Origin of the sequence: Corynebacterium sphenisci DSM 44792 (assembly GCF_001941505.1) — a bacterium.
Taxonomy (GTDB): Bacteria; Actinomycetota; Actinomycetes; order Mycobacteriales; family Mycobacteriaceae; genus Corynebacterium; species Corynebacterium sphenisci.
Window position 1 is genome coordinate 1,549,757 of record NZ_CP009248.1, and the last position, 23,720, is coordinate 1,573,476.

Below are 23,720 nucleotides of genomic sequence, written 5' to 3' on the forward strand. Positions count from 1 at the left end.
GCGGGGAAAAATCCCCCGGACTCGAACACCCCTCCGATCGGGCCCCGGTCCCCGCCCGTCCCGGGCGGGGGCCGGACCGGCATCCGGCTCAGTGCGCGGCGGCGTCCCAGTTGCCGCCCACGCCCACGGAGACCTCCAGGGGCACCCGCAGCTCGATCGCGGCGTCCATCTCCCGGCGCAGCAGATCGGCCACGGCCTCCTCCTCGCCCTCGGCGACCTCCACCACCAGCTCGTCATGCACCTGCAGCAGCACCCGGGAGGCCATCGGGGCACCGTCGGGGCCGCCGTGGGCCAGGGCGTCGTCCACGCGCAGCATGGCCACCTTGATGATGTCCGCGGCGGTGCCCTGGATGGGCGAGTTCAGCGCGGCGCGCTCGGCGTTCTCCCGGGCCACCCGGTTCGGGGAGTTGAGGTCCGGCAGGTAGCGGCGCCGGTCGTAGAGGGTGGCGGTGTAGCCGTCGCCGCGGGCGCGCTCCACCACCGCGTCGAGGTAGGCGCGCACCCCGCCGAAGCGCTCGAAGTACTCCTCCATCAGCTCCTTGGCCTCCCCGGCGGGGATGTCCAGCTGCTGGGACAGGCCGAAGGCGGACAGCCCGTAGGCCAGCCCGTAGCTCATCGCCTTCACCCGGCGGCGCAGCTCCGGGGTGACCCCGTCGATGGGCACCCCGAACACCTTCGAGCCGACGTAGTTGTGCAGGTCCTCCCCCTCCCGGTAGGCCTCGATGAGCCCGGCGTCGCCGGAGAGGTGCGCCATCACCCGCATCTCGATCTGGGAGTAGTCGGCGGTGACCAGGGCGGCGTAGCCCTCGCCGACGGTGAAGGCGGCCCGGATTCGGCGGCCGAAATCGGTGCGCACCGGGATGTTCTGCAGGTTCGGCTCCGTGGAGGACAGCCGGCCGGTGGCGGCGACCGCCTGGTTGAAGGTGGTGTGGATCCGGCCGTCCTCGGCGACGGCCTTGATGAGCCCCTCCACGGTGGACTTCATCTTCTGGAACTCGCGGAAGAGCAGCACCTGCTCCAGGAAGGGGTGCGGGGACTTCTTCGCCAGGTTCTCCAGCTCCCGGGCGGCGGTGGAGTAGCCGGTCTTGGTCCGCTTCGTCTTCGGCATGCCCAGCTGGTCGAAGAGCACCTCCTGGAGCTGCTTCGGGGAGCCGAGGTTGAGCTCGGGGCGGTCCACCAGCTCCCGGGCGGAGGCCTCGGCGCCGGCGGTCTGCTCCGCGAAATCGGCGCGCAGCTCCTCCAGGGCCGCGAGGTCCACGGCGATGCCGACCCGCTCCATCCGGGCCAGCACCGGCGCCAGGGGCACCTCGATATCGGCGTAGACCGGGTACAGCCCGGCCTCGTCGAGCTCCGCGGAGAGGGCGGCGACCAGGTCCAGCACCGCGGCGGCGCGCTCCCCGGCCGGCGGCTCCTCGTCGAGCAGGGTGAGCTGCCCGGCCTCGCCGCCCGCGTCCAGGCCGCGCTGCAGATGCCGCTGCAGCACATCGTCGAGCTCGTAGCTGCGCTGGCTGGGCCGCAGCAGGTAGGCGGCGAGGAAGGTGTCGTGCACCACCCCGGCCAGCTCCAGATCGGGGCCGGCCCACAGGGCGTGCATCATGGTCTTCGCGTCATGGGCGGCCTTCGGCGCCGCCGGGTCCGCCAGCCACGCCGCCAGCGCCGCCTCATCGCGCGGGTCGAGATCGGCGAGGTCGAGCACCGCGACGGCCACCGCATCGGCGTCCTCCGCGCCGGCGGCGCCGCGGGCGGCGATCGCCAGCCGGCCCTCGCGCAGGTCCAGCGCCGCGGGGGCGGCCCGGCCGGCCAGCCAGTCGCCGAGGGTGCCGTCGGCCGGCCGCAGTTCGGAGAATTCGGTGGCCTCGGCGGCCGCCGGGGACTCCGCCAGGCCCGCGGCATCGGCGCGCAGGGTGGCCAGCACCCGGTCCCGCAGCGAGGAGCCGAACTCCAGGCGGTCGAAGAAGTCGGCGATGCCCTGGGCGTCGGCCGGCCGCAGCTCCAGCTCCTCCGGGCCGAAGGGCAAGTCGAGGTCCTTGACCATCTCGGTGAGCCGGCGGTTCATCTCCACCGCGTCGAGCCGGTCCCGGAAGTTCTCCCCCGCCTTGCCGCGGATCTCCTCAGCCCGGGCGATGAGCTCCGGCAGGGAGCCGTACTGCACGATCCACTTCGTGGCGGTCTTCTCCCCCACTCCGGGGATCCCGGGCAGGTTGTCGGAGGGGTCCCCGCGCAGCGCCGCGAAATCCGGGTACTGCGTGGGGGTGAGCCCGTACTTCTCCTGCACCGCCTCCGGGGTGAAGCGGTGCAGGTTGGACACCCCGCGCATCGGGTAGAGCACCGTGGTGGACTCGTCGACCAGCTGCAGCGAATCCCGGTCCCCGGTGACGATGAGGGTCTCGAAGCCCTCCGGTTCGGCGCGGGTGGCCAGGGTGGCGATGATGTCGTCGGCCTCGTAGTTGTCCTTCTCGATGGTGACGATGCCCATCGCGGAGAGCACCTCCTGGATGAGCGGCACCTGGCCGCGGAACTCCTCCGGGGCCTTCTCCCGCTGCGCCTTGTACTCGGGGAACATCTCCGAGCGGAAGGTCTTCCGGGAGACGTCGAAGGCGACCGCGACATGGGTGGGCTTCTCCTCGGCGATGAGCGAGGACAGCATGGACAGGAAGCCGTAGACCGCGTTCGTGCACTGCCCGCCGGTGGTGGAGAAGTTGTCCGCGGGCAGCGCGTAGAAGGCGCGGAAGGCCATGGAGTGACCGTCGACGAGCATGAGGGTTCGCTTCATGGCCCCCAGTGTAGGGCCGGGCGGGGTCGCCGCGGCCCCGCCCGCCGGACCCCGGCCGCCGCCGGCCGAGACCCGCCCCGGGCGCACGCGCGGCGACCCCGGCGCGCCGCCCGCGCACCCCATGCGGGGTTGCCCCAGGGGAGCCTGCCCTGTTCCCGCGGCGTCGACCATGCTCGGATCGCCGGATATCGCGCGACCTGGGGACACGGATCCCCCCGGGCGTATACCCCCGGTCGCGGGGGCGGCGATGGTGCGGCGCCGGGCCGCCGGGGATGACCGGGCGAACCGCTCGTGACCTGGTGACGGCCCCGACGTAACATTCGCGAAACACGCCGGGGGAGTTCGGCGCCCCGAACCGATGCCCCCCTGGGCGTCGCGCCACTTGCGGAACCGGGAAAATCGATCCGTATATTTAGGGGTATGAACAGCAATCCCCCACGGCATCGTCGGCCCAGTTCGGCGGATACCCGTGCGCGGATCATCAGCGTCGCGTCCGAGTACTTCACCCGGAAGCCCTTCTCGAAGATTTCGCTGAAAGAGATCGCGGACGAGGCCGGCGTCAGCGCCCCGCTCATCATCAAGTACTTCCGCACGAAGGAGGGGCTGCTGGAGAACCTGATCGACTTCTCCCCGATGCGCGATGTCATCTGCGACGCCGACTTCGACGACATCGGGCGCTCCCTGGCCGATGACGCGATCAACGGCGAACGCTCCGGCACCGCCTCGCTCATCGCCCTGCTGATGGCCACCGCCGGCAGCCAGGCCGCGGTGCGCACCGTGACGGACAAGTTCCAGGAGACCATCGGCGGCGCCCTCTTCGACCGGATCCGGGAGGAGGCCCCGGGCGTCGTCGACGACGATGACGCCGAGCAGCGCTGCCAGTACGCGCTGGCCATGTACACCGGCCTGTGCACGGTGCTCATCAACTACACCCGGGGCATCCCGATCGAGGGCCCCGCGGCGGTGGACTCCTACGGCGCGCACATCCAGAACGTGATCGCCTCGCCCATCGGGGCGCTCACCGACGCCGCCCCGGCCGCGGACTAGGCCGACCCCGACGCCGCCGGCGCGGCGCGCTCCGGGGGATCGGCGGCGGACGCGGACTCGGGTAGCATCCCCGACGATGAACACCAACGACACCGCCCCCGACGCGGCCCGGGCCCCGGTCACCCCGGACGGCGGCCCGCCCTTCCCCGCCCCCACGCCCGCCGCCGCGGTGGCGAACATCGCCCGCGGCGCGCTCATCGGCATCGCCGAGTCCATCCCCGGGGTCTCCGGGGGGACCCTGGCGCTCATCACCGGCATCTACGAGCGGCTGATCTCCTCGGCCACCGCGATCACCCGGCTGCCCCGGGCCATCGCCCGTGGTGAGGCCGCCGCGGCGCTGCGCCGGATCGACTGGTGGCTGCTGCTGCCGGTGGGCCTGGGCATGGTCGCGATGGTCTTCTCCGTGGCCGGCACCATGGAGTCCTTCGTCACCGATCACCCCACCGCCTCCCGGGCGCTGTTCTCCGGGATGATCGCCGCCTCCATCGCCATCCCGCTGCAGGAGATCCGGCCCGGGGAGCTGGATCGGCCCGGGCTGCGGGCGCGCGCGGCCGTGGTGTTCGCGCTGTTCGCCCTCGGCCTGTTCGCGCTGACCTCGATGCCCAAGGCCGCCGCCCACGAGCCCGGCCTCGTCGCGGTCTTCGCCGCCGCCGCGGTGGCGGTGTGCGCCCTGGTGCTGCCCGGGGTCTCCGGCTCCTTCTTCCTGCTCGTGGTGGGCCTCTACGCGCCCACCATGGGCGCCGTCGCGGACCGGGATCTCGGCTATCTCGCGGTGTTCGCCCTCGGCGCGCTCACCGGCATCGTCGCCTTCGTGCGCTTCCTGGAGTGGATGCTGGCCCGGCACCACGGGCTGACCCTGGCCGCGATGGCCGGGCTGCTGCTGGGCTCGCTGCGCGCGCTATGGCCCTGGCAGGCCGTCGACGGGGCGATGCGGGCGCCCGGGGCGGACTGGCCGGCCGCGCTGGCGCTGTTCGCCCTGGGCGCGGCGGTGGTCGCGGTGGTCGCCTGGGCGCAGCGGCGTTTCACCGGCGCCGCGCACGCCGGGTAGGATTCCGCTCATCCCGGGCGGCTCGCGCCCGGGCCGGCCCCAGTAGCCCAATCGGCAGAGGCAACGGATTCAAAACCCGTCCAGTGTGGGTTCGAGTCCCACCTGGGGCACCACCGGACCCCCGATCGGCATCGCCGATCGGGGGTCCGCCCGATCCTGTGGCGGCCGGGGCGCTCCCCTCAGGCGCGGATGAATCGCGGGATTCCCCCGGGTGAACCCATTTCTCGATTTTGACTATGGGCCGATAGCGCCACGCTATCTGACTGGGAATCACCGGCCTTCTGGTGGCGGTTCCCCGCACCGCGTCCGGGATATCCCCTGGATCGGCCCGGCCCGCACTACCCGGGGACGCCGACGGGGCGGCGGAACCCGGCCCGCGGGGCGCCGCGCCCGATTACCCTGGACACCGGCGAAACCCCGCCGAGGAGGAGGAACCTGCCGTGGGCAAGCACAGCCTGGAGCCCGACCGCCGGCCGATCCCGCTGCCGCCGCCCGGGATCGGCGTGCTGCGCGACCGGGTCAGCCCCACCCGCCGCCGGCTCGCCTGGACCGCCGTGGTCCTCGCCGTGGTGGTGGCCCTGGTGCTGCTCCTCCGGCACGGGTCGGCCGCCGCCCGGCCCGCGGCGCTGCTCGCCGCGGGGATCGCGCTGCCGGGGCTGTGGTGGCTGCGGCACCGGCGCCGGGAGCGCCGCGCCGCGATCGACCCGGACGCCCCGGCGGCGGTGCTCGACCGGCGCTGGCGGTTCATCATCCCGATCTCCGGCGCCCTGCTCATCGCCGGCGGCGCCCTGGCGATGAGCCTGCCCGACCCAGGTGCCGGCGGGGCCGCCCCGGCCCCGGCCAACCGCACCCCCGCCGAGGAGCCGGCGGACCGCACCCCGCGCGGCAGCACCAGCGCCACCACCGAGGAGACCACCGAGGAGACCACCGAGGAGACCGCCGTCCCGGAGGAGCCGGCTCCGGTCGACGGGGCGATCGAGGAGGAGGCGCCGCCGCCGGCCCCGGAACCGCAGCCGGCGCCCCCGCCCCCGCCGGCCCCGCCGCCGCCCCCGCCGGGCGGCAACCCGCCGCCGCCCGCCATCCCCGGGGTGCCGCCGCTGCCGGGCTGGGTGCCCGGTATCGGCGATGTGCCAATCCCGGGCGTCGGCGGCTGACCGGCCCGCTACGATGGCGCCAGCGAGAAATGTACGCCACCAGCGCCGAAATCCGGCGCCGCAGGCGGGGATCGGAGCGAACATGGACACGGAGAAGGTCGGGGCCATCACGGACGAGGAGATCTTCCGCGCCCACGAGGGCGGGAAGCTGATCACCGCCTCCACGCTGCCCCTGGACTCCCCGCGGGACCTGTCCATCGCCTACACCCCGGGCGTGGCCCAGGTCTGCGAGGCGATCCACGATGACCCGGCGCTGGCCCGCAAGTACACCTGGACCGGGGGCAACGTCGCGGTGATCACCGACGGCACCGCGGTGCTCGGGCTCGGCGACATCGGGCCCCGCGCGGGGCTGCCGGTGATGGAGGGCAAGGCGCAGCTCTTCGGCCGCTTCGCCGGGATCAACGCGATCCCGCTGGCCCTGGACACCACCGATCCCGATGAGCTGGTGGCCACCATCGCCCGCCTGGCGCCCTCCTTCGGCGGGATCAACCTGGAGGACATCTCCGCCCCGCGCTGCTTCGAGATCGAGCGCCGCCTGGACGAGATGCTGGACATCCCGGTGTTCCACGATGACCAGCACGGCACCGCGATCGTGATCCTCGCCGGGCTGCGCAACGCCTGCAAGCTCACCGGCCGGGAGCTCAAGGACCTGCGGGTGGTGATCTCCGGGGCGGGCGCGGCCGGGGTGGCCACCACCCGGATGCTGCTCGACGCCGGGGTCGCCGACGTGGTGGTCTGCGACTCCCGCGGGATCATCCACCCGGGCCGGGAGCCGCTGAACGAGGTCAAGCGGGACATCGCCGGGATGACCAACCCGCGGGGGCTCACCGGGGACATCCGGGTAGCCCTCGCCGGGGCGGACACCTTCATCGGGGTCAGCGCCGGCCACCTCGGCGAGGACGACGTCGCCGCGATGGCCGAGGGCCCGATCCTGTTCTCCCTGGCCAACCCCTCCCCCGAGATCCCGCAGGAGATCGCGCTGCGGCATGGCTCGGTGGTGGCCACCGGGCGCTCGGACTACCCCAACCAGATCAACAACGTGCTCGCCTTCCCGGGCATCTTCAAGGGGGCCCTCGGCGCCGGGGCCAAGCACATCACCCGGAACATGAAGCTCGCCGCGGCGCGGGCGATCGCCGAGGTCGCCGCCGCGGACCTGGCCCCGGACCAGGTGATCCCCTCCGCCCTGGACCCGCGGGTCGCCCCCGCGGTGACCGCCGCGGTGGAGGTCGCCGCCCGCAACGACCGCTTCTCCGGGGCCCGCCGGGCCACCCGCGCGAAGGACTAGCCCCGGGCGTCCGCACGGCCCGCGCCGGCCCCCGGCCCGAGCCGGCGCCCCCGGTCCCGCCCCGGATGGGGGTGTCCGCGCAGCGGGCCCGGGGCGCTCCCCCGGTGGGGGTAACATCCCGCCCATGAGCAATCGCATCCGCGGCGCGCTGGCCGCGGCCGTCCTCGCGCTGTCGGCGCTCGCCGCCGGCGGCTGCGTGACCAACGAGGAGGGCGGCCGGCCCCCGGACTGGGCGCCGGTGCGCCCGGCGGAGGTGCCCGAGATCGCCGCGCTGCTGCCCGAGGGGATCCGCGAGTCCGGGGAGCTGGTGATCGGCACCAACCCGCCCTTCGCGCCCGCCGAGTTCAAGGACTCCGCCGGCGAGATCATCGGCTTCGACATCGACCTGGCCCAGGCCATCGCCGACGTGGTCGGGGTGCGGCTGGTGGTGCAGGAGCAGGACTTCTCCCTCATCCTGCCCTCGATCTCCGGGGGCACCCTGGACTTCGGCGCCTCCGGGTTCACCGACAACGAGGAGCGCCGGGCCACCTACGATTTCGTCGACTACCTGGAGGCCGGGCTGCAGTGGGCCCGCCAGCCCGGGTCCGCGGTGACCCCCGAGGACGCCTGCGGCATGAAGGTGGCGGTGCAGCGCGGCACCGTCTCCGACACCGACGACGTGCCCGCCGCGGACGCCTCCTGCGCCCGCCGGGGCCTGCCCCCGGTGGAGAAGCTGTCCTACCCGGACTCCGGCACCGCCGCCACCGCGGTGGTGCTCGGCCGCGCCGATGCGCTGTCCGCGGATTCCCCGGTGACCGCGTGGGCGGTCAAGCGCGCCGAGGGCAAGCTGGAGTTCGCCGGGGACATCCACGATGGCGCGATGTACGGTTGGCCGGTGCCCAAGGGCTCGGAGCTGGCCCCGGTGCTGGCCGCCGCCCTGCAGCACCTCATCGACAGCGGCGACTACCGGCGGATCTGCGAGATCTGGGGGCTCGCCGACGGTGCCGTGGACGCGGCCCGGATCAATGGAGAGGAGATCCCGTGAGCGAGACCATCGGCACCAGGAGCCCCCGCCGGGAGGCGACCGAGGCGGAGCTGAAGCAGGTGATCCGGGCCCGGCCGCTGCCGCACCCGGGCCGCTGGCTGGCCGCGGTGCTCCTGCTGGCCGCCCTCGTCGCCTTCGTCGTCGACGCCGCCAACCGGGACGCCTACCGCTGGGACGTCTACTTCGCCTACCTGCTGGACACCCGGATCGCCGCCGCCGCGGCGCGCACCCTGGCGCTGACCGTGCTGGCCATGTTCTTCGGCGTGGTCGGCGGGGCGCTGCTGGCGGTGCTGCGGATGTCGCCGAACCCGGTGCTGTCCTCGGTGGCTTGGCTGTACCTGTGGATCTTCCGGGGCACCCCGATCTACGTGCAGCTGGTGTTCTGGGGGCTGCTGTCCACGATCTACTCCACGGTGGGCGCCGGCTCCTTCACCCTGGACCTGGAGGACTTCCTCACCAACACCTTCTGGCTGGCCGTGATCGGGCTGGCCATGAACGAGGCGGCGTACATGGCCGAGATCGTCCGGGCCGGGATCGAGGCGGTGCCGGAGGGCCAGACCGAGGCCTCCAAGGCGCTGGGCATGAGCTGGTCGCAGACCATCCGCCGGGTGGTGCTGCCGCAGGCGATGCGGATCATCATCCCGCCGACCGGCAACGAGTTCATCTCCCTGCTGAAGACCACCTCCCTGGTGATCGCGGTGTCCTACACCATGGAGCTCTACGGCCGGGCCACGGACATCGCCAACGAGCTCTTCCTGCCGGTGCCGCTGCTGCTGGTGGCGGCCACCTGGTACCTGGCCATCACCTCGGTGCTCATGGTGGGCCAGCACTACCTGGAGAAGTACTTCGCCCGCGGCGCCTCCCGGCAGCTGACGGCGCGGCAGCTGGCCGCGCTCGCCGATGCCGAGGGGGTGCCGCCGTCCAACGCCCGCGTCGTCGACCACGGCGAGCGGCGCTTCACCGAGGAGGATCCGCGATGACCGCCCGACCCGCCCACCGGCGCCCCCGCACCGCCAAGCCGATGGTGGAGGCGAAGAAGGTGCGCAAGAGCTTCGGCCGGCTGGAGGTGCTGCGCGGCATCGACCTGACCGTGCCCACCGGCAGCGTGACCTGCCTGGTGGGCCCCTCCGGCTCCGGCAAGTCGACGCTGCTGCGCTGCGTCAACCACCTGGAGAAGATCACCGCCGGCCGGCTCTACGTCGACGGGGAGCTGATCGGCTACCGGGAGCGCGACGGGGTGCTGCACGAGATCTCCGAGCGCGACGCCGCGCGGCAGCGCGCGGACATCGGCATGGTCTTCCAGAGCTTCAACCTGTTCCCGCACCGCACCGTGCTGGGCAACGTGATCGAGGCCCCGGTGCACGTCAAGGGCATGGATCCCGGCGACGCCTCGGAGCTGGGCATGGAGCTGCTGCACCAGGTGGGCCTCGCGCACAAGGCCGACGCCTACCCGGCGCAGATCTCCGGCGGCCAACAGCAGCGGGTGGCCATCGCCCGGGCGCTGGCGATGCACCCGAAGCTGATGCTCTTCGACGAGCCGACCTCGGCGCTGGACCCGGAGCTGGTCGGCGAGGTGCTCACCGTGATGCGGGGCCTGGCCGATGACGGCATGACCATGATCGTGGTCACCCACGAGCTGTCCTTCGCCCGGGAGGTCGCCGACCAGGTGGTGTTCATGGCCGAGGGCGCGGTGGTGGAGTCCGGGCCCCCGGAGCAGGTGCTGGTGGAGCCGGAGAACGAGCGCACCCGGGCGTTCATCTCCACCCTGTTCTAGGCCCCGCCCCGCCCCGCTCCCCCGGCCGGCTGCGGCGACCGGGCGGATCCGCCGGGGCGGGGTTCGCGGGCCGGCGGGCGTAGCCTGGACGGATACGCCCCGCCGGGATCGCCCCGGCCGCGCCCGGCACCCGGGCCGCGGAGCCCGGGGCACGCGATCCGAGGAGCACCCATGAGCACCATCCACCGGTCCCACGAGCACGAGCACGGCGCCGGCTGCGGCCACGTGTCCTTCCCGCACGGCGACCACGTCGACTACGCCCATGACGGCCACGTGCACCGCCGCGTCGAGGGCGGCTGGGCCGAATGCGAGCCCGAGGGCCATGTCGTCGCCGAGGATCACGGCGATCACGTGCACGGCGAGGGCTGCGGCCATGTCGCGGTGCCCCATGGCGATCACGTGGACTACCTGCACGACGGGCACCGGCACGCCGCGCACGGCGACCACTACGACGAGCACTAGACGGGACGCCCGGGCCGGGCCCGGGCCGCCACGGGGACGCCCCCGCCCGCCGGGCAACCGGCGGGCGGGGGCGTTGGCGTGCGGGGGTCGCGCGCGGGGCTAGACGATCCCCTGGGCGAGCATCGCGTTGGCGACCTTCTTGAAGCCGGCGATGTTCGCGCCGATCACGTAGTCGCCCTCGTGATCGTAGGTGGCGGCGGTGGAGGCGCAGGTGGTGAAGATGTTCTCCATGATCTTCTGCAGCCGCTCGTCGGTGTACTCGAAGGACCATGAGTCGCGGGTGGCGTTCTGCTGCATCTCCAGGGCGGAGGTGGCCACGCCGCCGGCGTTGGCGGCCTTGCCCGGGGCGAAGTTGACGCCCTTCTCCCGGAAGACCTCCACGGCCTCCGGGGTGGAGGGCATGTTCGCGCCCTCCGCGACGTAGCGCACGCCGTTGGCGGCGAGCACCTTGGCGTCCTCGCCGTTGAGCTCGTTCTGGGTGGCGCAGGGCAGCGCCACGTCCGCGGCGAGCTCCCAGATGTTGCCGCCCTCGTGGAACTCGGCGCCCTCGGCGGCGGCGACGTACTCGGCGACCCGCGCCCGGCGGACCTCCTTGACGTCCTTGAGCAGCTCCACGTCCACGCCGTTGGGGGTGGACACGTAGCCGGAGGAGTCGGAGAAGCCGACCACGGTGGCGCCGAGCTGCTGGGCCTTCTCGATGGCGTAGATGGCGACGTTGCCGGAGCCGGAGACGATCACCTTGGCGCCGTCGAAGGACTCGCCGTGGGCCTCGAGCATCTTGCTGGCGAAGTAGACCACGCCGTAGCCGGTGGCCTCGGTGCGCACCAGGGAACCGCCCCAGGTGAGGCCCTTGCCGGTGAGGACCCCGGACTCGTGCTGGTTGGCCAGCCGCCGGTACTGGCCGAACATGTAGCCGATCTCGCGGCCGCCGACGCCGATGTCGCCGGCGGGAACGTCGCGGTACTCGCCGATGTGGCGGTGCAGCTCGGTCATGAAGGACTGGCAGAAGCGCATGATCTCCAGCTCGGACTTGCCCTTGGGATCGAAGTCGGAGCCGCCCTTGCCGCCGCCGATGGGCAGGCCGGTGAGGGAGTTCTTGAAGATCTGCTCGAAGCCGAGGAACTTGATGATGCCCAGGTTCACCGAGGGGTGGAAGCGCAGGCCGCCCTTGTAGGGGCCGAGCACCGAGTTGAACTGCACCCGGAAGCCCCGGTTGACCTGGACCACGCCCTGGTCGTCGACCCAGGGCACGCGGAAGATCAGCTGCCGCTCGGGCTCGCAGAGCCGCTGGATGAGGCCCTGGTCGGCGTAGTGCGGGTCCTTCTCCAGGACCACCTTGAGGGAATCCAGGACCTCGGAGACGGCCTGGTGGAACTCCGGCTCCCCGGCGTTGCGTCGCAGTACCTGCTGATAGAAGTCCGACACCTTCTCTTCGACGTTCAAGTGCTCACCTTTCATTTGTCCCGCCCGTACCCGACGCGAGTGTCCGGCGGGCCGACGTTTGGCCCGGGGCGGGAACGCTGTGCGTTCCTCATACTCTCACGCCGACGGCGGCGGGTGAAAGACCACCGGCCGTTAACCTTAGGTTAACCTTGCTTTCTTGATCAAATGCGCATGGTCCGGTGGCCAGGTGAGCTGTGCCGATCGGCGGCTCATGGACCCCTAGGCCGGCCCGATAAGTGACCGAGGTCACCCTATTCGCCGGCGGCGGGGGCATCCCCCGCCCCGGGCCGCTCCCCCCGTCCGCCCGGGCCGGCTCAGGGCTCGATGGCGAGGAACCAGGGGTACTCGGAGACGGCCTCCAGGAGATCGTCGAACTGCCGGTACACCGGGTCCGGGGGCAGCTCCGCCTCCGGGGTGAGCAGCTTGGACAGGTTCATCGCGGTGGCGTTGAGGGAGCCGACCACCCCCTCCAGGCCGAGGATCCAGCGGCGCTCCACCCGCTCCCCCACGCCGTGGCCGGGGTGCTGCCGCTCGAACTGCTCGCGCAGCTGCGGATCCTCCGGGGCGGAATCGACGTCGATGGTCGCCGAGCCGAGCCGGCCCTCGGCGATGAGCTCGTCGAGCCGGGCCCGGAACGCGTCGGTGAGCTGCTCCACCTCATCGGGGAGCACGAGGACGTTGAACGTGATCGCGGTCATGGCGGTGAGGGTACCCTCAAAAACCGTCCCGCGGCTAGGGGGAGCGACGTATCATCTGCCCATGACCTCGACGCTCGTGGCCATCGGCCCGCCGCTGGCGCTCGCGCTGGCGCTGCTGGTCATCATCGCCGCCGGCGCGATGCGCGACGTGGGCCGGCGACCGCCCTGGCCGGTGCCGGTCGCCGCGCTGCGCGCCACGGTGCAGCTGGCGGTGCTCGCCGGGCTGCTCACCCTGATCGTGGATCGGCTGTGGGCGGTGGCGCTGTTCCTGTGCGTGATGTCCTGGGTGGCCGCGCGCACCTCCGATGGCAGGGTCGGCCGCACCCGCCGCGGCGACCCCCGGGACCGGCGCGGCGGCGAGGGCGACGACGCCGGCGACGGCGACGGCGGTCCGGGCCCGGCCGGGATGGCGCACCGCGCCCGCCGCGTCGCCTGGATGCTGCTGCCGGTGGCCGCCTTCCCGGTGGGGCTCACCCTGGCCCTCCTCGCCGCCGGGGTGGTGCCCCTGCGGGGCATCGCGATCATCCCGGTGGCGGGCATCTTCATCGGCAACGGGATGACCCAGACCTCCCTGGTGGGCCGGCGCTGCCATGATGAGCTGCACCAGCGGCACGGGGAGGTCGAGGCGGCCCTCGCCCTGGGCTTCGAGATGCGCCGGGCCCGGCTGATGGTGCTCCGCGAGGCCGCCCTGGCGCAGATGATGCCCGCGGTGGACTCCATCCGCACCATCGGCCTGGTGTCCATCCCGGGCGCCTTCGTGGGCATGATCCTCGGCGGCGCCGGGCTCATCGAGGCCGCGGTGATGCAGCTCTTCGTGGCCCTGGGCATCCTGGCCACCGCGATGATGGCCGGGACGCTGACCATGCACCTGGTCGCCGCCGGGCGCTGCTGAGCGCGCCCCGGCGCCGCACCCCGGCCCGCGGGCATGATGGGGCCATGCGCGCCCTGGTCTGCCCGGACAGCTTCAAGTCCACCGCCTCCGCCGCCGCGGCCGCCGCCGCCATCGCCCGCGGCCTGCGCGCCGCCGGCTGGGCGACGGTCGAGCTGCCCCTGGCCGACGGCGGGGAGGGCACCGCGGAGCTGCTCGCCGCCGCCGCGGCCGGCCCCGACGCCCCGGCCATCCGCCGGCGGGCCCGGGTCGCCGATCCCCTGGGCCGACCGGTGCGGGCCACCTGGTGGCGGGTGGGCGGGGCCGCCTACGTCGACATCGCCGCGGCCTCCGGGCTGCCCCTGGTCGCCGACGCCGTCGACGACCCGGCCGCGATGGCCGGCGCCGGCACCGCCGGCACCGGGCAGCTGCTCGCCGCCGCCCTGGCCGAGGGGGTGCGCGAGGTCACCCTCGCCCTCGGCGGCTCGGCCACCGTGGACGCCGGGGCCGGGCTGGCCGCCGCGCTGCGCGCCGCCGGCGGACCCGGCCCGGAGGTCACCTGGACGATCCTGGCCGACGTGACCAACCCGCCCTGCGGGCCCCGTGGTGCGGCGGCGGTGTTCGGCCCGCAGAAGGGCCTGGACGCCGCCGGGGCGGCCGCCGCCGAGCGGCGCATCCGCGCCGCCTGCGCCGCCGCCGGGGTGGATCCGGGCGAACCCGGCTACGGCGCCGCCGGGGCCGCCCCGGTGGGCCTGGCCGCGCTGCTCGCCGAGGCCGGGGCGCGGTGGCGGCTGCGCCCCGGGGCGGCCGCCGTCGCCGAGGCGGTGGGCCTGGACGCCGCGCTGGCGCAGGCGGACCTGGTGGTCACCGGCGAAGGCGCCCTGGACGCGCAGTCCCCGCAGGGCAAGGTGATCGGCGAGGTCGCCGCCCGGGCCGCCGCCGCCCGGGTGCCCCTGGCGATCCTCGCCGGCCGCGTCGACGCGGCCGTGGCCGCCGAACTCGGCGCGGTGGCCTGGCGGGCGCTGCCCGGCCCGGCCACCGCCGCGGCCACCCCGCCGGCGCTGGCCCGGGCGGCCGAATCCCTCGGCCGGGAGCTGCGCGCGGCCCGGGGTTGACGCCGGGGCGGGGCCGCGGCGGCCCTACAGTGGTCCCCATGAAGGTCTTCCCGCAGCCGCTGAGCACCCTCGCCGACGGCACCGTCAAGCAGATCAACCCCTTCTCCGGCACCGAGGTGTGGACCGTGCCCGGCCGCGGGAACCGGCCCCTGGGGATCAGCAGGCCCAGCCCGGCGCCGCTCACCGGGGAGGATTTCACCCGCCGCGACTCCTTCGGCGAGGGCAACAAGCTCGCCACCCCGCCGGAGAAGGCCCGGGTGGTGCGCGCCGAGGCCGCCCCCGACCCGGACCCGGAGCTGGACCCGGCCGACCGCGGCGCCGATGGCGTGCACGTGCGCGATCTGGGCCACGGCTTCCGGGAGCTCACCGGGGTGCTGCCCGGCCAGATCGACGACACGGTGGCGGAGTTCCGGCGGGTGCCGAACCTCTTCGAGATCGTCACCTACGACTACTGGGCCGCCAACTACGGTTTCGTCCCCGATGAGCCCACCCGGCGCCGGATGGCCCGCTACCTCGCCGATGACGCCGGCCGGGCCCATGTCGCCGAGATCGTGCGCACCCGGCTGCGCGCCGCCGGCGCCCCGGCCGAGGAGGTCGCCGCGATGGCCGAGGGGGAGCTGATGCTCAAGGCCCCCGGCTACTTCGCCGGCGGCCATGACGTGATCATCGCCCGCCGGCATTTCGTCGACGGCGCCACCCACGATGACCAGCTCGCCTCCTCCGGCACCCTCTCCGTCGCCGAGCACCGGGCCTTCATCCAGTTCACCGTGGACTCCATGGCGGACCTGTACCGGCGCAACCGCTACGTGCGCTACGTCGCCGCCTTCCAGAACTGGCTGAAACCCGCCGGGGCGAGCTTCGACCACCTGCACAAGCAGCTCGTCGCCATCGACGAGCACGGCGAGCAGCTCGCCGACGAGATCGCGCTGCTGCGGAGCCACCCGAACATGTACAACGAGTACGCCGTGGACCACGCCGCCCGGCGCAACCTGGTCATCGCGGAGAACGACCATGCGGTGGCCTTCGCCGGGTTCGGGCACCGCTACCCCACCCTGGAGATCTACTCCACCTCCGCCACCTGCGAGCCCTGGCTGCAGTCGGAGGCGGAGGTCGCCGCCATGTCGGATCTGATCCACGCCTGCCACGCCGCCACCGGGGCGGACGTGCCCTGCAACGAGGAATGGCACCACCGGCCGGTGGACCTCGACGAGCGGATGCCCTGGCGGGTGATGCTGAAATGGCGGGTGTCCAACCTCGCCGGGTTCGAGGGCGGCACCAAGATCTACCTCAACACCATCTCCCCCTGGAATCTGCGCGACCGGGTGGTCCCGGAGCTGTACCGGCTGCGCGACGCCGGGGCCATCGACCGGGGCATCCGGATCGCCACCGAATGCGCCTGCCGGCCGAACAGCCTGCGCTACAACCCGCTGGTCGACGACGCGCCCCGGCTCTAGCGGCGCCGAAACCCGGCGGTAACACGCCGGGGTTAGCGTCGATCCCGGATCCGCCGGCGGCCCCGCCGGCGACACGGGAAGGGAGCACCCCATGGAGCTGACCCCGCGCGAGGAGGACAAGCTGCTGCTGTTCACGGCGGCCCGGGTCGCCGAACGGCGCCGGGGCCGGGGGCTGCGGCTGAACCACCCGGAGGCGGTGGCGCTGATCTCCGATGCGGTGGTGGAGGCCGCCCGGGACGGGCTGAGCGTGGCGGAGGCCGCCGAAGCCGGCACCCGGGTGCTCGCCGAGGCGGACGTGCTCGACGGGGTGCGCGAGATGATCCCGCTGATCCAGGTGGAGGCGACCTTCCCGGACGGCACGAAGCTGGTCAGCGTGCACGACCCCGTCGGCGGGCCCGCCGACCCGGGCCGGTGAGCGCGCCGGCGGGGCGGCTCATCCCCCTGGCCGGCCCGGAGGTCCCCGACCCGGATTCCTGGAATCGGCTGCTCGCCGACGCGGGCATCCCAGCGGAGCCGGCGGTGCGCCCGGCCGAGCTGCCCGCCGCCCTGGACGGGGCCCCCGCGGTGGTGCTGCCGCTGGCCGCCGGCCGCGACCCGCGCCCGGCGGCGGACGCCGCCCGGGCGGTGGCCTTCGCCCGGCGCGCCGGCGCCGGCCATGTGCTGGCCCCGGCCCTGGCCGACGCGACCGCGGTGATCGCGGCGCTGCGCGCGAACATCCGCGCCCGCTGCGGACCGGGGGTCGCCGCCGTGGTCGCCTCGATCGCCCTGGACCCCTGGGCCGATGCGGAGCTGTTCCGGATCGCCCGGCTGGCCTGGCAGTACGGGGCGACCCCGGTGGAGGTCGGCTTCGAGGGCGCGGAGCCGGCGGTCGCCGCCGCCGCCGAGCGGGCCCGGCTGCTCGGCGCCACCGGGGTCGCCGTGCTGCGCGCCGACCTGGACCCGGATCCCGCCCGGGGCGCGCCGCTGTGGCGCCCGGCGGCCGCCGCGGAGCTCATCGCACGCCGGGTGGGGCAGGCCATCGACGCCGCCGCCTGCGGGGATCCCGGGATCGCGGCGGCCCTGGCCGCCGGGCACGACCACGGCCCGGCGCATTCGCACGGGCCCGCCGGCGAGCACCGCCACGACCACGCCCACGGCCCGCACGGCCACGGGCGCGACCACGACGGGCACGACCACCACCATCACCCAGCGGAGGGACGATCATGAGCGCAGCCGCGGACTACCGGGTCGCCGAGGGCGGGGACATCGCCCTCTACCCGGGCCGGCGGACCACGGAGGTCACCGTCGCCAACACCGGCGACCGGGCCATCCAGGTCGGCAGCCACTACCACTTCTTCGAGGCGAACCGGGCGCTGTCCTTCGACCGCGACGCCGCCTGGGGGATGCACCTGGCGCTGCCCGCGGGCCTGGCCGCCCGCTTCGAACCCGGCGTGGCGCGCACCGTGGAACTCGTCGACTTCGGCGGGGACCGGGTACTGCACGGGTTCGCGGGCCTCGTCGAGGGGCCCCTGGACGACCCGGGGGTGCGCCTGGCCGCCCGGGAGAAGGCGATCGCCGCCGGCTTCGCCGGATTCGACGGCGATCGCGCCGCGGACCGGGAGGACGCCCGATGAGCCCCGCGATGAGCCGCCGCGACTACGCCGCGGTGTTCGGCCCCACCGTCGGCGACCGGGTGCGCCTGGCGGACACCGCCCTGGAGGTGGAGATCGAGGTCGACCACAACGCCCGCTGCCCCGGCGACGAATCCGTCTACGGCGGGGGCAAGGCGATCCGCGACGGGATGGCCCAGGACCCGACGGCCACCCACGCCGACGGGGCGCTGGACCTGGTGATCACCGACGTGATCGTGGTGGACGCGGTCGCCGGGGTGGTCAAGGGCGACGTCGGGATCCGGGACGGCCGGATCGCGGGCATCGGCAAGGCCGGCAACCCGCACACCCAGGACGGGGTGGACCCGGAGCTGGTGATCGGGGCGGCCACCGAGGTGATCTCCGGGGAGCACCGGATCCTCACCGCCGGCGGGGTGGACTCGCACATCCACTACGTCACCCCGCAGCAGGCCGAGGAGGCGCTGTCCAACGGGATCACCACCTTCTTCGGCGGCGGCACCGGCCCGGCCGAGGGCACCCGGGGCACCACCTGCACCCCGGGCCCGGCGGGGCTGGCGGCCATGCTGCGCGCCGCGGACGCGCTGCCGGTGTCCACCGGGTTCCTGGCCAAGGGCTCCTGCAGCACCGCCGCCCCGCTGGCCGAGCAGATTCGGGCCGGGGCGGCGGGGCTGAAGATCCACGAGGACTGGGGCGCCACCCCGGCGACCATCCGGGCGGCCCTGGACGTCTGCGAGGACCTCGACGTGCAGCTGGCGATCCACACCGACACCCTCAACGAGGGCGGCTTCTTCGAGGACACCCGCGCGGCCATCGCCGGGCGCACCATCCACACCTTCCACTCCGAGGGCGCCGGCGGCGGGCACGCCCCGGACATCCTGCGGGTGGCCGGGATGGCCTCGGTGCTGCCGGCCTCGACGAACCCCACCCTGCCGTACACGGTGAACTCGGTGGAGGAGCTGCTGGACATGGTGATGGTGTGCCATCACCTCTCCCACGACATCCCCGAGGACGTGGCCTTCGCCGAGTCCCGGGTGCGCGCGGAGACCATCGCCGCGGAGACGGTGCTGCACGACATGGGGGTGCTGTCCATCTTCTCCTCCGACTCCCAGGCCATGGGCCGGGTCGGGGAGAGCTGGACCCGGGCGCTGCAGACCGCGCACCACTGCCGCACCCAGCTCGGCGCCGGCGCCGGGCCCGCGGACAATGACCGGGTGCTGCGCTACGTGGCGAAGATGACCGTCAACCCGGCGATCGCCTGCGGCATCGCCGGTCACGTCGGCTCGGTGCAGCCGGGCCGGATCGCGGACCTGGTGCTGTGGCCGCGGGCCACCTTCGGGGCGAAACCGCATCTGGTGCTGCGCGCCGGGCAGATCTGCTGGGCGGCGATGGGCGACCCGAACGGGTCCCTGCCCACCCCGCAGCCGGTGCGCTACCGGCCCCAGTTCGGCTCCCTGGGGGCGGCCCTGCCGGCGACCCGGGTGACCTGGATGTCCGCCGCGGCGATCGAGGCCGGCGTCCCGGAGCGGCTGGGGCTGTCCTCGCAGGTGCTGCCGGTGTCCGGCTGCCGCGGGATCGGCAAGGCGGACATGGTGCGCAATGACGCGCTGCCGGAGATCGACGTGGACCCGGAGACCTACCGGGTGCTCGTCGACGGGGTGCACGCCACCATCGCCCCGGCGGAGTCGCTGCCCCTGGCGCAGCGGATGTACCTGTTCTGATGGCCCCCGCCGACCGCGGTGCCCGGCGCCGGCTGATCACCGCCCTGCAGTGGACGGACTCGGCCTTCCCCGCCGGGCTGTACACACTCTCCCACGGGCTGGAGGGCCTGGTGCAGGACGGCGTCGCCGATGCGGCGACGCTGCCCACGGTGGTGGCGGGGCTGCTCCGGGAGGCCGTCGGCCCGGTGGACGCCACCGCGACCTTCGCCGCCTTCGCCGCCGCCGACCGCGGTGACCTGGACGGCCCGGAGGGGCTGGTCGCCGTGGACCTGCTGGTGTCGGCGGCGCGGCCCGGGGCGGGCGCCCGGCGGGCCTCGGCCCGGGTGGGCGCGCAGCTGCTCACCATGGCCGCCGAACTCGACGTCGGCGCCGACGGCGCCGATGGCGGGGTGCTCGCCGGCTACCGGGCGCGGGTCGCCGCGGGGGCGGCGCCGGGGCACCAGGCGCCGGCGATGGCGGTGATCCAGCGGGCGCTGGGCCTCGGCGCCGCCGAGTGCGCCGCCGCGGAGCTCGCCGGCTGGGTCAACGGGGTCGCCGGGGCGGCGCTGCGGCTGCGCCTGGTCGACCATGTCGGGGCGCAGCGGCTCATCGCCGCGATGGCCCCGGTGATCGAGGAGGTCCTCGACGCCGCCGCCGAGCGCGGCATCGCCGATATCGGGGCCGCCGCGCCGATCGCCGACATCGCCGCCGCCCGGCATGAGACCGCCCCCGCCCGGCTCTTCCTCAGCTAGCCCCGGCCCCGCCGCAACGGACACCACGGAAAGGACCCCCATGACCGAACCCCGCACCACCGGAACCACGCCCCGGCGCCCCTACCGGATCGGAGTCGGCGGCCCCGTCGGCTCCGGGAAGACCGCCCTCATCGAGGCCCTGGTGCCGATTCTCGCCGCCGCCGGCCGGGAGGTCGGCGTCATCACCAACGACATCTACACCCAGGAGGACGCCGAGCACGTCCGCCGCACCCTGGCCGGCACCCTGGACCCGTCCCGGGTGGTGGGCGTGGAGACCGGCTCCTGCCCGCATACCGCGGTGCGCGATGATCCCACGATGAACCTGATGGCGGCCGCGGATCTGCTCGCCGAGCACCCGGCGGTGGACACCCTCTTCTTCGAGTCCGGCGGGGACAACCTCACCCTGACCTTCTCCCCCGCCCTGGTCGACGTGTTCCTCTTCGTGCTGGACACCGCCGAGGGCGACAAGATGCCCCGCAAACGCGGCCCCGGGATCACCGACTGCGACATCCTGGTGATCAACAAGACCGAGATCGCCGCCCACGTGCGCTGCGATCTGGACCGGATGCTCGCCGACGCCGACGCGGTGCGCGGCGGCCGGCCGGTGGCCGCCACGGACTGCCTCTCCGGGGCGGGCGTCGCCGCCCTGGCGGCGCTGCTGGAGGACCGGCGGCCATGAGCGGCGCCGGGCGGGCCCCCGGGATGACCCCGGTGGGCCCGGGCTCCCCCGGCAAGGACGGCCGGGTGGAGCTCGCCTTCGCCCCGGACGGGGCCGGCGGCACCTGCTGGACCCGGCGGCGGGCGCGCGCCCCGCTGGCGATGATGCGCCCGCTCTACGTGGATCCGGCCGCGCCGGGGACGCCGGTGGCCTATCTCATGGCCCTCGGCGGCGGGCTGGTGCAGGGCGACCGCACCACCGTCGAGGTGGCGGTGGCCGCCGGCGGCCATGCCGTGATCACCACCCAGGCCGCCACCCGGGTGCACCGGATGGACGCCGGCCACGCCGAGGCCGCCACCCGGCTGCGGGTGGGCCCGGGGGCGGTCCTGGAGCATCTCGCCGATCCGGTGCTCGCGGTGCCCGGGGCGCGTCTGGTGCAGGGCCTCCGCGCCGAGGTCGCCGCCGGCGGGGCGCTGATCCTGGTGGACTCCCTGGTGCTCACCGACGCCGGCGGCACCCGGGGCCGGGCGCCGGAGCCGCCGCCGGCCCGGGTGCGCGCCCGGCTGGACGTCGATTGCGCGGGGACGCCGCTGCTGCGGGAGCGGCTGCGCCTGGGCGGGCCGGCCGGCCCGGTGGGCCTCGGGGAGGCCGGCGCCGTCGGCGGGCTCACCTGCGTCGGCGATCCGCCGGCGGTGGCGGCCGCGGTGGCGGCGATGCGCGCGGTGGCCGTGCCCGGGGCCCGGATCGGGGTGAGCGCCCTGGCCGGCGGGCGCGGCGCCTGGGCGCGGGTGGCCGGCGTCGATCCGGCCCGGCCCGCCGAGCCGGTGGGGCTCGCGCTGCGGGCGCTGTGGGCGGCCGCCCGGCCGGCGCTGCTCGGCCTGCCCGCTTTCGACCTGCGGAAACGCTGAGTGAAAAACGGCGGTAACCCACGGGTTCCGTGCCCGTCACCGCCCGATCACGCCCCCGCGACATCGGCGCCCATTCGTTGCGCGGGCACAACATCGCCGCGCCGATGGGGAAACATCGGCTCCCTAGCCTCGGCCGCATGACCACCAGGACGCTCACCCCGGACCCACGCAAGCACCCGACCCCCGCGGAGCCGGCCGGCTCCCGCCGCCGGCGCGGCGCCGAGGACTGGACCCTGCGCTACGCCCCGCGCAGCCACCGCCGGTGGACCCCGGCGGTGGTCGCCGGCTCCGCGCTCGGCGGCATCGCCTATCTCGCGGACTTCTCCATCGGCGCCGGAATCGGCATCGCGCATGGCACCGTCAACGCCGTCGGCGGGATCCTGATCGCCGCGGCCATCATCTTCGCCTCCTCGCTGCCCCCGGCCTACTACGCCGCCCGGTACAACCTGGACCTGGACCTCATCACCCGCGGGGCGGGCTTCGGCTACTACGGCTCGGTGCTGACCAACCTGATCTTCGCCAGCTTCACCTTCATCTTCTTCGCCACCGAGGGCGTGATCATGGCCCAGGGCCTGCGGGTGGGCCTGGGGCTGCCGCTGTGGGCCGGCTACCTGGTCTCCACGGTGCTGGTCATCCCCCTGGTCGCCCATGGCATGGGGGCGCTGGCGAAGCTGCAGGCGTGGACCTCCCCGCCGTGGCTGGTGATGATGGTGCTGCCCCTGGCCTGGCTGGTGTGGCGCGAACCCGCCTCGGTGCGCGCCTTCGCCTCCTACGGGGGCGACCACGGCGGCGGCGCCGACCCGGCCGCGATGATGCTCGCCGCCGGGGTCTGCCTGTCCCTGATCGCCCAGATCGCGGAGAACATCGACTACCTGCGCTTCATGCCGCCGAGGACCCCGGCCAACCGGCGCTCCTGGTGGGCGGCGGTGCTGCTCGGCGGGCCCGGCTGGGTGCTCCTCGGCGCCGCGAAGCAGGTGATCGGCGTCTTCCTCGCCGTGTACGTCATCGCCGTGCTCGGCGGGGACGCCGCCGGTGCCCGGGAGCCGGTCACCCAGTTCCTCGCCGTGTACCGGGATCTGCTGCCCGAATGGGCGGCGGTGGCCGCCGCGGTGGCCCTGGTGGTGCTCTCCCAGGTCAAGATCAACGTCACCAACGCCTACTCCGGTTCCCTGGCCTGGACCAACGCGTACACCAGGCTGACCCGGCGCTACCCGGGCCGGTTCACCTTCGTGCTGGTGAACCTGGCCATCGCCCTGGCGCTGATGGAGTTCGACATGTTCGCCGTGCTCGGCGCGGTGCTCTCCTTCTACTCCAACCTGGCGATCGCCTGGATCGTCACCGTGGCCACCGATATCGCGGTGAACAAGATGCTGCTGGGGCTCTCCCCGCGCCGCCCGGAGTTCCGCCGCGGGATGCTGCACGAGGTCAACCCGGTGGGCGTGGGCTCCCTGCTCATCTCCGGGGGCGTGTCCATCGCCGCCTACTTCGGCCTGCTCGGCCCGGCGGTGGCCCCGTACTCCCCGCTGCTGGCCGCCGGCCTGGCGGTGACGTGCACCATCGCCCTGGCCGCGGCCACCGGGGGCCGGCACTACCTGCGCCGGGTCGATGACGGGGTGGGGCTGCCGCATCTCGACGAGCACGGCAACCCCGCGGCGGACCTGCTGCGCTGCTGCGTCACCGGGGAGCGTTTCGAGCGCCCGGACATGATCGCCTCGGCGGCCCCCGGCCCGGACGGGCGGGTGCAGTACATCTCCTCCCTGGCCCTGGCCACCGACCGCACCGGGGAGCATGTGCTGCCCCCGGACGGGCACGCCCGGCTCCCGGAGCGGCGCTCCCGCCGGCTGCGCGGCGCCGACTGAGCCGGCGCCCGCGCCAACCGGGGTGAGCGGGGCCTATGCTCGAGCCCGTACCCGGGCCGCCGCCCGGCCGATGGACCGCACCCCGGAAGGA

Annotated in this window: 22 protein-coding genes and 1 tRNA gene; 20 read left to right on the forward strand and 3 right to left on the reverse strand. The window is 74.4% G+C overall.

The window, feature by feature from the left end:
* Nucleotides 1-88: 88 nt before the first annotated feature.
* A complete protein-coding gene (gene polA / locus CSPHI_RS07085) occupies nt 89-2,773 on the reverse strand; it encodes a DNA polymerase I (protein WP_245803283.1) in 2,685 nt (894 codons plus the stop codon).
* A 420-nt stretch (nt 2,774-3,193) separates the two neighbouring features.
* Between polA and CSPHI_RS07090 the strand changes: the two genes are divergently transcribed.
* From CSPHI_RS07090 to CSPHI_RS07130, 9 genes are all read left to right on the forward strand, one after another.
* Nucleotides 3,194-3,820, forward strand: a complete 627-nt coding sequence (locus CSPHI_RS07090; RefSeq protein ID WP_075692129.1) for a TetR/AcrR family transcriptional regulator — start codon at nt 3,194-3,196, stop codon at nt 3,818-3,820.
* Between the two features lie 76 nt (nt 3,821-3,896).
* Nucleotides 3,897-4,868: a DUF368 domain-containing protein gene (locus tag CSPHI_RS07095; RefSeq protein WP_075692130.1), complete on the forward strand. Its 972-nt coding sequence runs from the start codon at nt 3,897-3,899 to the stop codon at nt 4,866-4,868.
* Nucleotides 4,869-4,904: 36 nt separating this feature from the next.
* Nucleotides 4,905-4,981: transfer RNA gene (locus CSPHI_RS07100), tRNA-Leu, on the forward strand.
* 327 nt (nt 4,982-5,308) lie between these two features.
* Nucleotides 5,309-6,022, forward strand: coding sequence for a hypothetical protein (locus CSPHI_RS12160; protein WP_075692131.1), 714 nt, complete (start codon nt 5,309-5,311; stop codon nt 6,020-6,022).
* Nucleotides 6,023-6,104: 82 nt separating this feature from the next.
* Nucleotides 6,105-7,307, forward strand: coding sequence for an NAD(P)-dependent malic enzyme (locus tag CSPHI_RS07110; RefSeq protein ID WP_075692132.1), 1,203 nt, complete (start codon nt 6,105-6,107; stop codon nt 7,305-7,307).
* Between the two features lie 124 nt (nt 7,308-7,431).
* Nucleotides 7,432-8,331 (forward strand): ABC transporter substrate-binding protein, encoded by a 900-nt coding sequence (locus tag CSPHI_RS07115; RefSeq protein ID WP_075692133.1) that lies wholly within the window; start codon nt 7,432-7,434, stop codon nt 8,329-8,331.
* The gene (locus tag CSPHI_RS07120; protein WP_075692134.1) at nt 8,328-9,311 is read left to right on the forward strand and encodes an amino acid ABC transporter permease; all 984 of its coding nucleotides are present in this window, start codon (nt 8,328-8,330) and stop codon (nt 9,309-9,311) included. Before CSPHI_RS07115 ends, CSPHI_RS07120 begins: the two co-directional genes overlap by 4 nt.
* A 41-nt stretch (nt 9,312-9,352) precedes the next feature.
* On the forward strand, nt 9,353-10,105 hold the full coding sequence (locus CSPHI_RS07125; RefSeq protein ID WP_075693863.1) for an amino acid ABC transporter ATP-binding protein: 753 nt from the start codon (nt 9,353-9,355) through the stop codon (nt 10,103-10,105).
* Between the two features lie 171 nt (nt 10,106-10,276).
* The gene (locus CSPHI_RS07130) at nt 10,277-10,567 is read left to right on the forward strand and encodes a hypothetical protein (RefSeq protein WP_075692135.1); all 291 of its coding nucleotides are present in this window, start codon (nt 10,277-10,279) and stop codon (nt 10,565-10,567) included.
* Between the two features lie 99 nt (nt 10,568-10,666).
* Here the strand turns inward: CSPHI_RS07130 and gdhA are convergent, their stop codons facing one another.
* Together gdhA and CSPHI_RS07140 are read right to left on the reverse strand one after the other, a co-directional pair.
* A complete protein-coding gene (gdhA, locus tag CSPHI_RS07135; RefSeq protein WP_075692136.1) occupies nt 10,667-12,010 on the reverse strand; it encodes an NADP-specific glutamate dehydrogenase in 1,344 nt (447 codons plus the stop codon).
* Nucleotides 12,011-12,324: 314 nt separating this feature from the next.
* On the reverse strand, nt 12,325-12,708 hold the full coding sequence (locus tag CSPHI_RS07140) for a hypothetical protein (RefSeq protein WP_075692137.1): 384 nt from the start codon (nt 12,706-12,708) through the stop codon (nt 12,325-12,327).
* A 61-nt stretch (nt 12,709-12,769) separates the two neighbouring features.
* Here CSPHI_RS07140 and CSPHI_RS07145 point away from each other — a divergent pair, with 61 nt between their 5' ends.
* From CSPHI_RS07145 to CSPHI_RS07195, 11 genes are all read left to right on the forward strand, one after another.
* Nucleotides 12,770-13,600 carry an ABC transporter permease gene (locus tag CSPHI_RS07145; RefSeq protein WP_075692138.1) on the forward strand — a complete coding sequence of 277 codons (831 nt, stop codon included), beginning with the start codon at nt 12,770-12,772 and terminating at the stop codon, nt 13,598-13,600.
* 44 nt (nt 13,601-13,644) lie between these two features.
* Nucleotides 13,645-14,691 (forward strand): glycerate kinase, encoded by a 1,047-nt coding sequence (locus CSPHI_RS07150; protein WP_075692139.1) that lies wholly within the window; start codon nt 13,645-13,647, stop codon nt 14,689-14,691.
* A gap of 38 nt (nt 14,692-14,729) precedes the next feature.
* Nucleotides 14,730-16,145 (forward strand): DUF4921 family protein, encoded by a 1,416-nt coding sequence (locus CSPHI_RS07155; RefSeq protein WP_075692140.1) that lies wholly within the window; start codon nt 14,730-14,732, stop codon nt 16,143-16,145.
* A gap of 91 nt (nt 16,146-16,236) precedes the next feature.
* Nucleotides 16,237-16,560: an urease subunit gamma gene (locus CSPHI_RS07160; protein ID WP_075692141.1), complete on the forward strand. Its 324-nt coding sequence runs from the start codon at nt 16,237-16,239 to the stop codon at nt 16,558-16,560.
* A complete protein-coding gene (locus tag CSPHI_RS07165) occupies nt 16,557-17,351 on the forward strand; it encodes a hypothetical protein (protein ID WP_084210296.1) in 795 nt (264 codons plus the stop codon). The genes CSPHI_RS07160 and CSPHI_RS07165 overlap by 4 nt, the downstream gene beginning before the upstream one ends.
* Nucleotides 17,348-17,758: an urease subunit beta gene (locus tag CSPHI_RS12745; protein WP_075692142.1), complete on the forward strand. Its 411-nt coding sequence runs from the start codon at nt 17,348-17,350 to the stop codon at nt 17,756-17,758. Before CSPHI_RS07165 ends, CSPHI_RS12745 begins: the two co-directional genes overlap by 4 nt.
* A gap of 8 nt (nt 17,759-17,766) precedes the next feature.
* Nucleotides 17,767-19,473 carry an urease subunit alpha gene (ureC, locus tag CSPHI_RS07175; RefSeq protein ID WP_157118504.1) on the forward strand — a complete coding sequence of 569 codons (1,707 nt, stop codon included), beginning with the start codon at nt 17,767-17,769 and terminating at the stop codon, nt 19,471-19,473.
* Complete coding sequence (locus tag CSPHI_RS07180; RefSeq protein WP_075692144.1) at nt 19,473-20,204, forward strand: urease accessory protein UreF; 732 nt, start codon at nt 19,473-19,475, stop codon at nt 20,202-20,204. The genes ureC and CSPHI_RS07180 overlap by 1 nt, the downstream gene beginning before the upstream one ends.
* Nucleotides 20,205-20,244: 40 nt before the next feature.
* The gene (gene ureG, locus CSPHI_RS07185) at nt 20,245-20,883 is read left to right on the forward strand and encodes an urease accessory protein UreG (protein ID WP_075692145.1); all 639 of its coding nucleotides are present in this window, start codon (nt 20,245-20,247) and stop codon (nt 20,881-20,883) included.
* Nucleotides 20,880-21,770 (forward strand): urease accessory protein UreD, encoded by an 891-nt coding sequence (locus CSPHI_RS07190; RefSeq protein ID WP_075692146.1) that lies wholly within the window; start codon nt 20,880-20,882, stop codon nt 21,768-21,770. The genes ureG and CSPHI_RS07190 overlap by 4 nt, the downstream gene beginning before the upstream one ends.
* Nucleotides 21,771-21,907: 137 nt before the next feature.
* Nucleotides 21,908-23,629, forward strand: coding sequence for a purine-cytosine permease family protein (locus CSPHI_RS07195; RefSeq protein WP_075692147.1), 1,722 nt, complete (start codon nt 21,908-21,910; stop codon nt 23,627-23,629).
* The last annotated feature ends 91 nt before the right edge of the window (nt 23,630-23,720 follow it).

Excerpts from the sequence above, each read along its gene's own strand:
- CSPHI_RS07115 (WP_075692133.1), top strand. The coding sequence starts at position 7,432 with ATGAGCAATCGCATCCGCGGCGCGCTGGCCGCGGCCGTCCTCGCGCTG.
- CSPHI_RS07190 (WP_075692146.1), top strand. The coding sequence starts at position 20,880 with ATGAGCGGCGCCGGGCGGGCCCCCGGGATGACCCCGGTGGGCCCGGGC.
- CSPHI_RS07095 (WP_075692130.1), top strand. The coding sequence starts at position 3,897 with ATGAACACCAACGACACCGCCCCCGACGCGGCCCGGGCCCCGGTCACC.
- CSPHI_RS07145 (WP_075692138.1), top strand. The coding sequence starts at position 12,770 with ATGACCTCGACGCTCGTGGCCATCGGCCCGCCGCTGGCGCTCGCGCTG.
- CSPHI_RS07150 (WP_075692139.1), top strand. The coding sequence starts at position 13,645 with ATGCGCGCCCTGGTCTGCCCGGACAGCTTCAAGTCCACCGCCTCCGCC.
- CSPHI_RS07160 (WP_075692141.1), top strand. The coding sequence starts at position 16,237 with ATGGAGCTGACCCCGCGCGAGGAGGACAAGCTGCTGCTGTTCACGGCG.
- ureG (WP_075692145.1), top strand. The coding sequence starts at position 20,245 with ATGACCGAACCCCGCACCACCGGAACCACGCCCCGGCGCCCCTACCGG.
- ureC (WP_157118504.1), top strand. The coding sequence starts at position 17,767 with ATGAGCCGCCGCGACTACGCCGCGGTGTTCGGCCCCACCGTCGGCGAC.
- CSPHI_RS07155 (WP_075692140.1), top strand. The coding sequence starts at position 14,730 with ATGAAGGTCTTCCCGCAGCCGCTGAGCACCCTCGCCGACGGCACCGTC.
- CSPHI_RS07195 (WP_075692147.1), top strand. The coding sequence starts at position 21,908 with ATGACCACCAGGACGCTCACCCCGGACCCACGCAAGCACCCGACCCCC.
- CSPHI_RS07125 (WP_075693863.1), top strand. The coding sequence starts at position 9,353 with ATGGTGGAGGCGAAGAAGGTGCGCAAGAGCTTCGGCCGGCTGGAGGTG.
- CSPHI_RS07140 (WP_075692137.1), bottom strand. The coding sequence starts at position 12,708 with ATGACCGCGATCACGTTCAACGTCCTCGTGCTCCCCGATGAGGTGGAG.
- CSPHI_RS07130 (WP_075692135.1), top strand. The coding sequence starts at position 10,277 with ATGAGCACCATCCACCGGTCCCACGAGCACGAGCACGGCGCCGGCTGC.
- CSPHI_RS07180 (WP_075692144.1), top strand. The coding sequence starts at position 19,473 with ATGGCCCCCGCCGACCGCGGTGCCCGGCGCCGGCTGATCACCGCCCTG.
- CSPHI_RS07110 (WP_075692132.1), top strand. The coding sequence starts at position 6,105 with ATGGACACGGAGAAGGTCGGGGCCATCACGGACGAGGAGATCTTCCGC.
- CSPHI_RS12745 (WP_075692142.1), top strand. The coding sequence starts at position 17,348 with ATGAGCGCAGCCGCGGACTACCGGGTCGCCGAGGGCGGGGACATCGCC.
- polA (WP_245803283.1), bottom strand. The coding sequence starts at position 2,773 with ATGAAGCGAACCCTCATGCTCGTCGACGGTCACTCCATGGCCTTCCGC.
- CSPHI_RS07090 (WP_075692129.1), top strand. The coding sequence starts at position 3,194 with ATGAACAGCAATCCCCCACGGCATCGTCGGCCCAGTTCGGCGGATACC.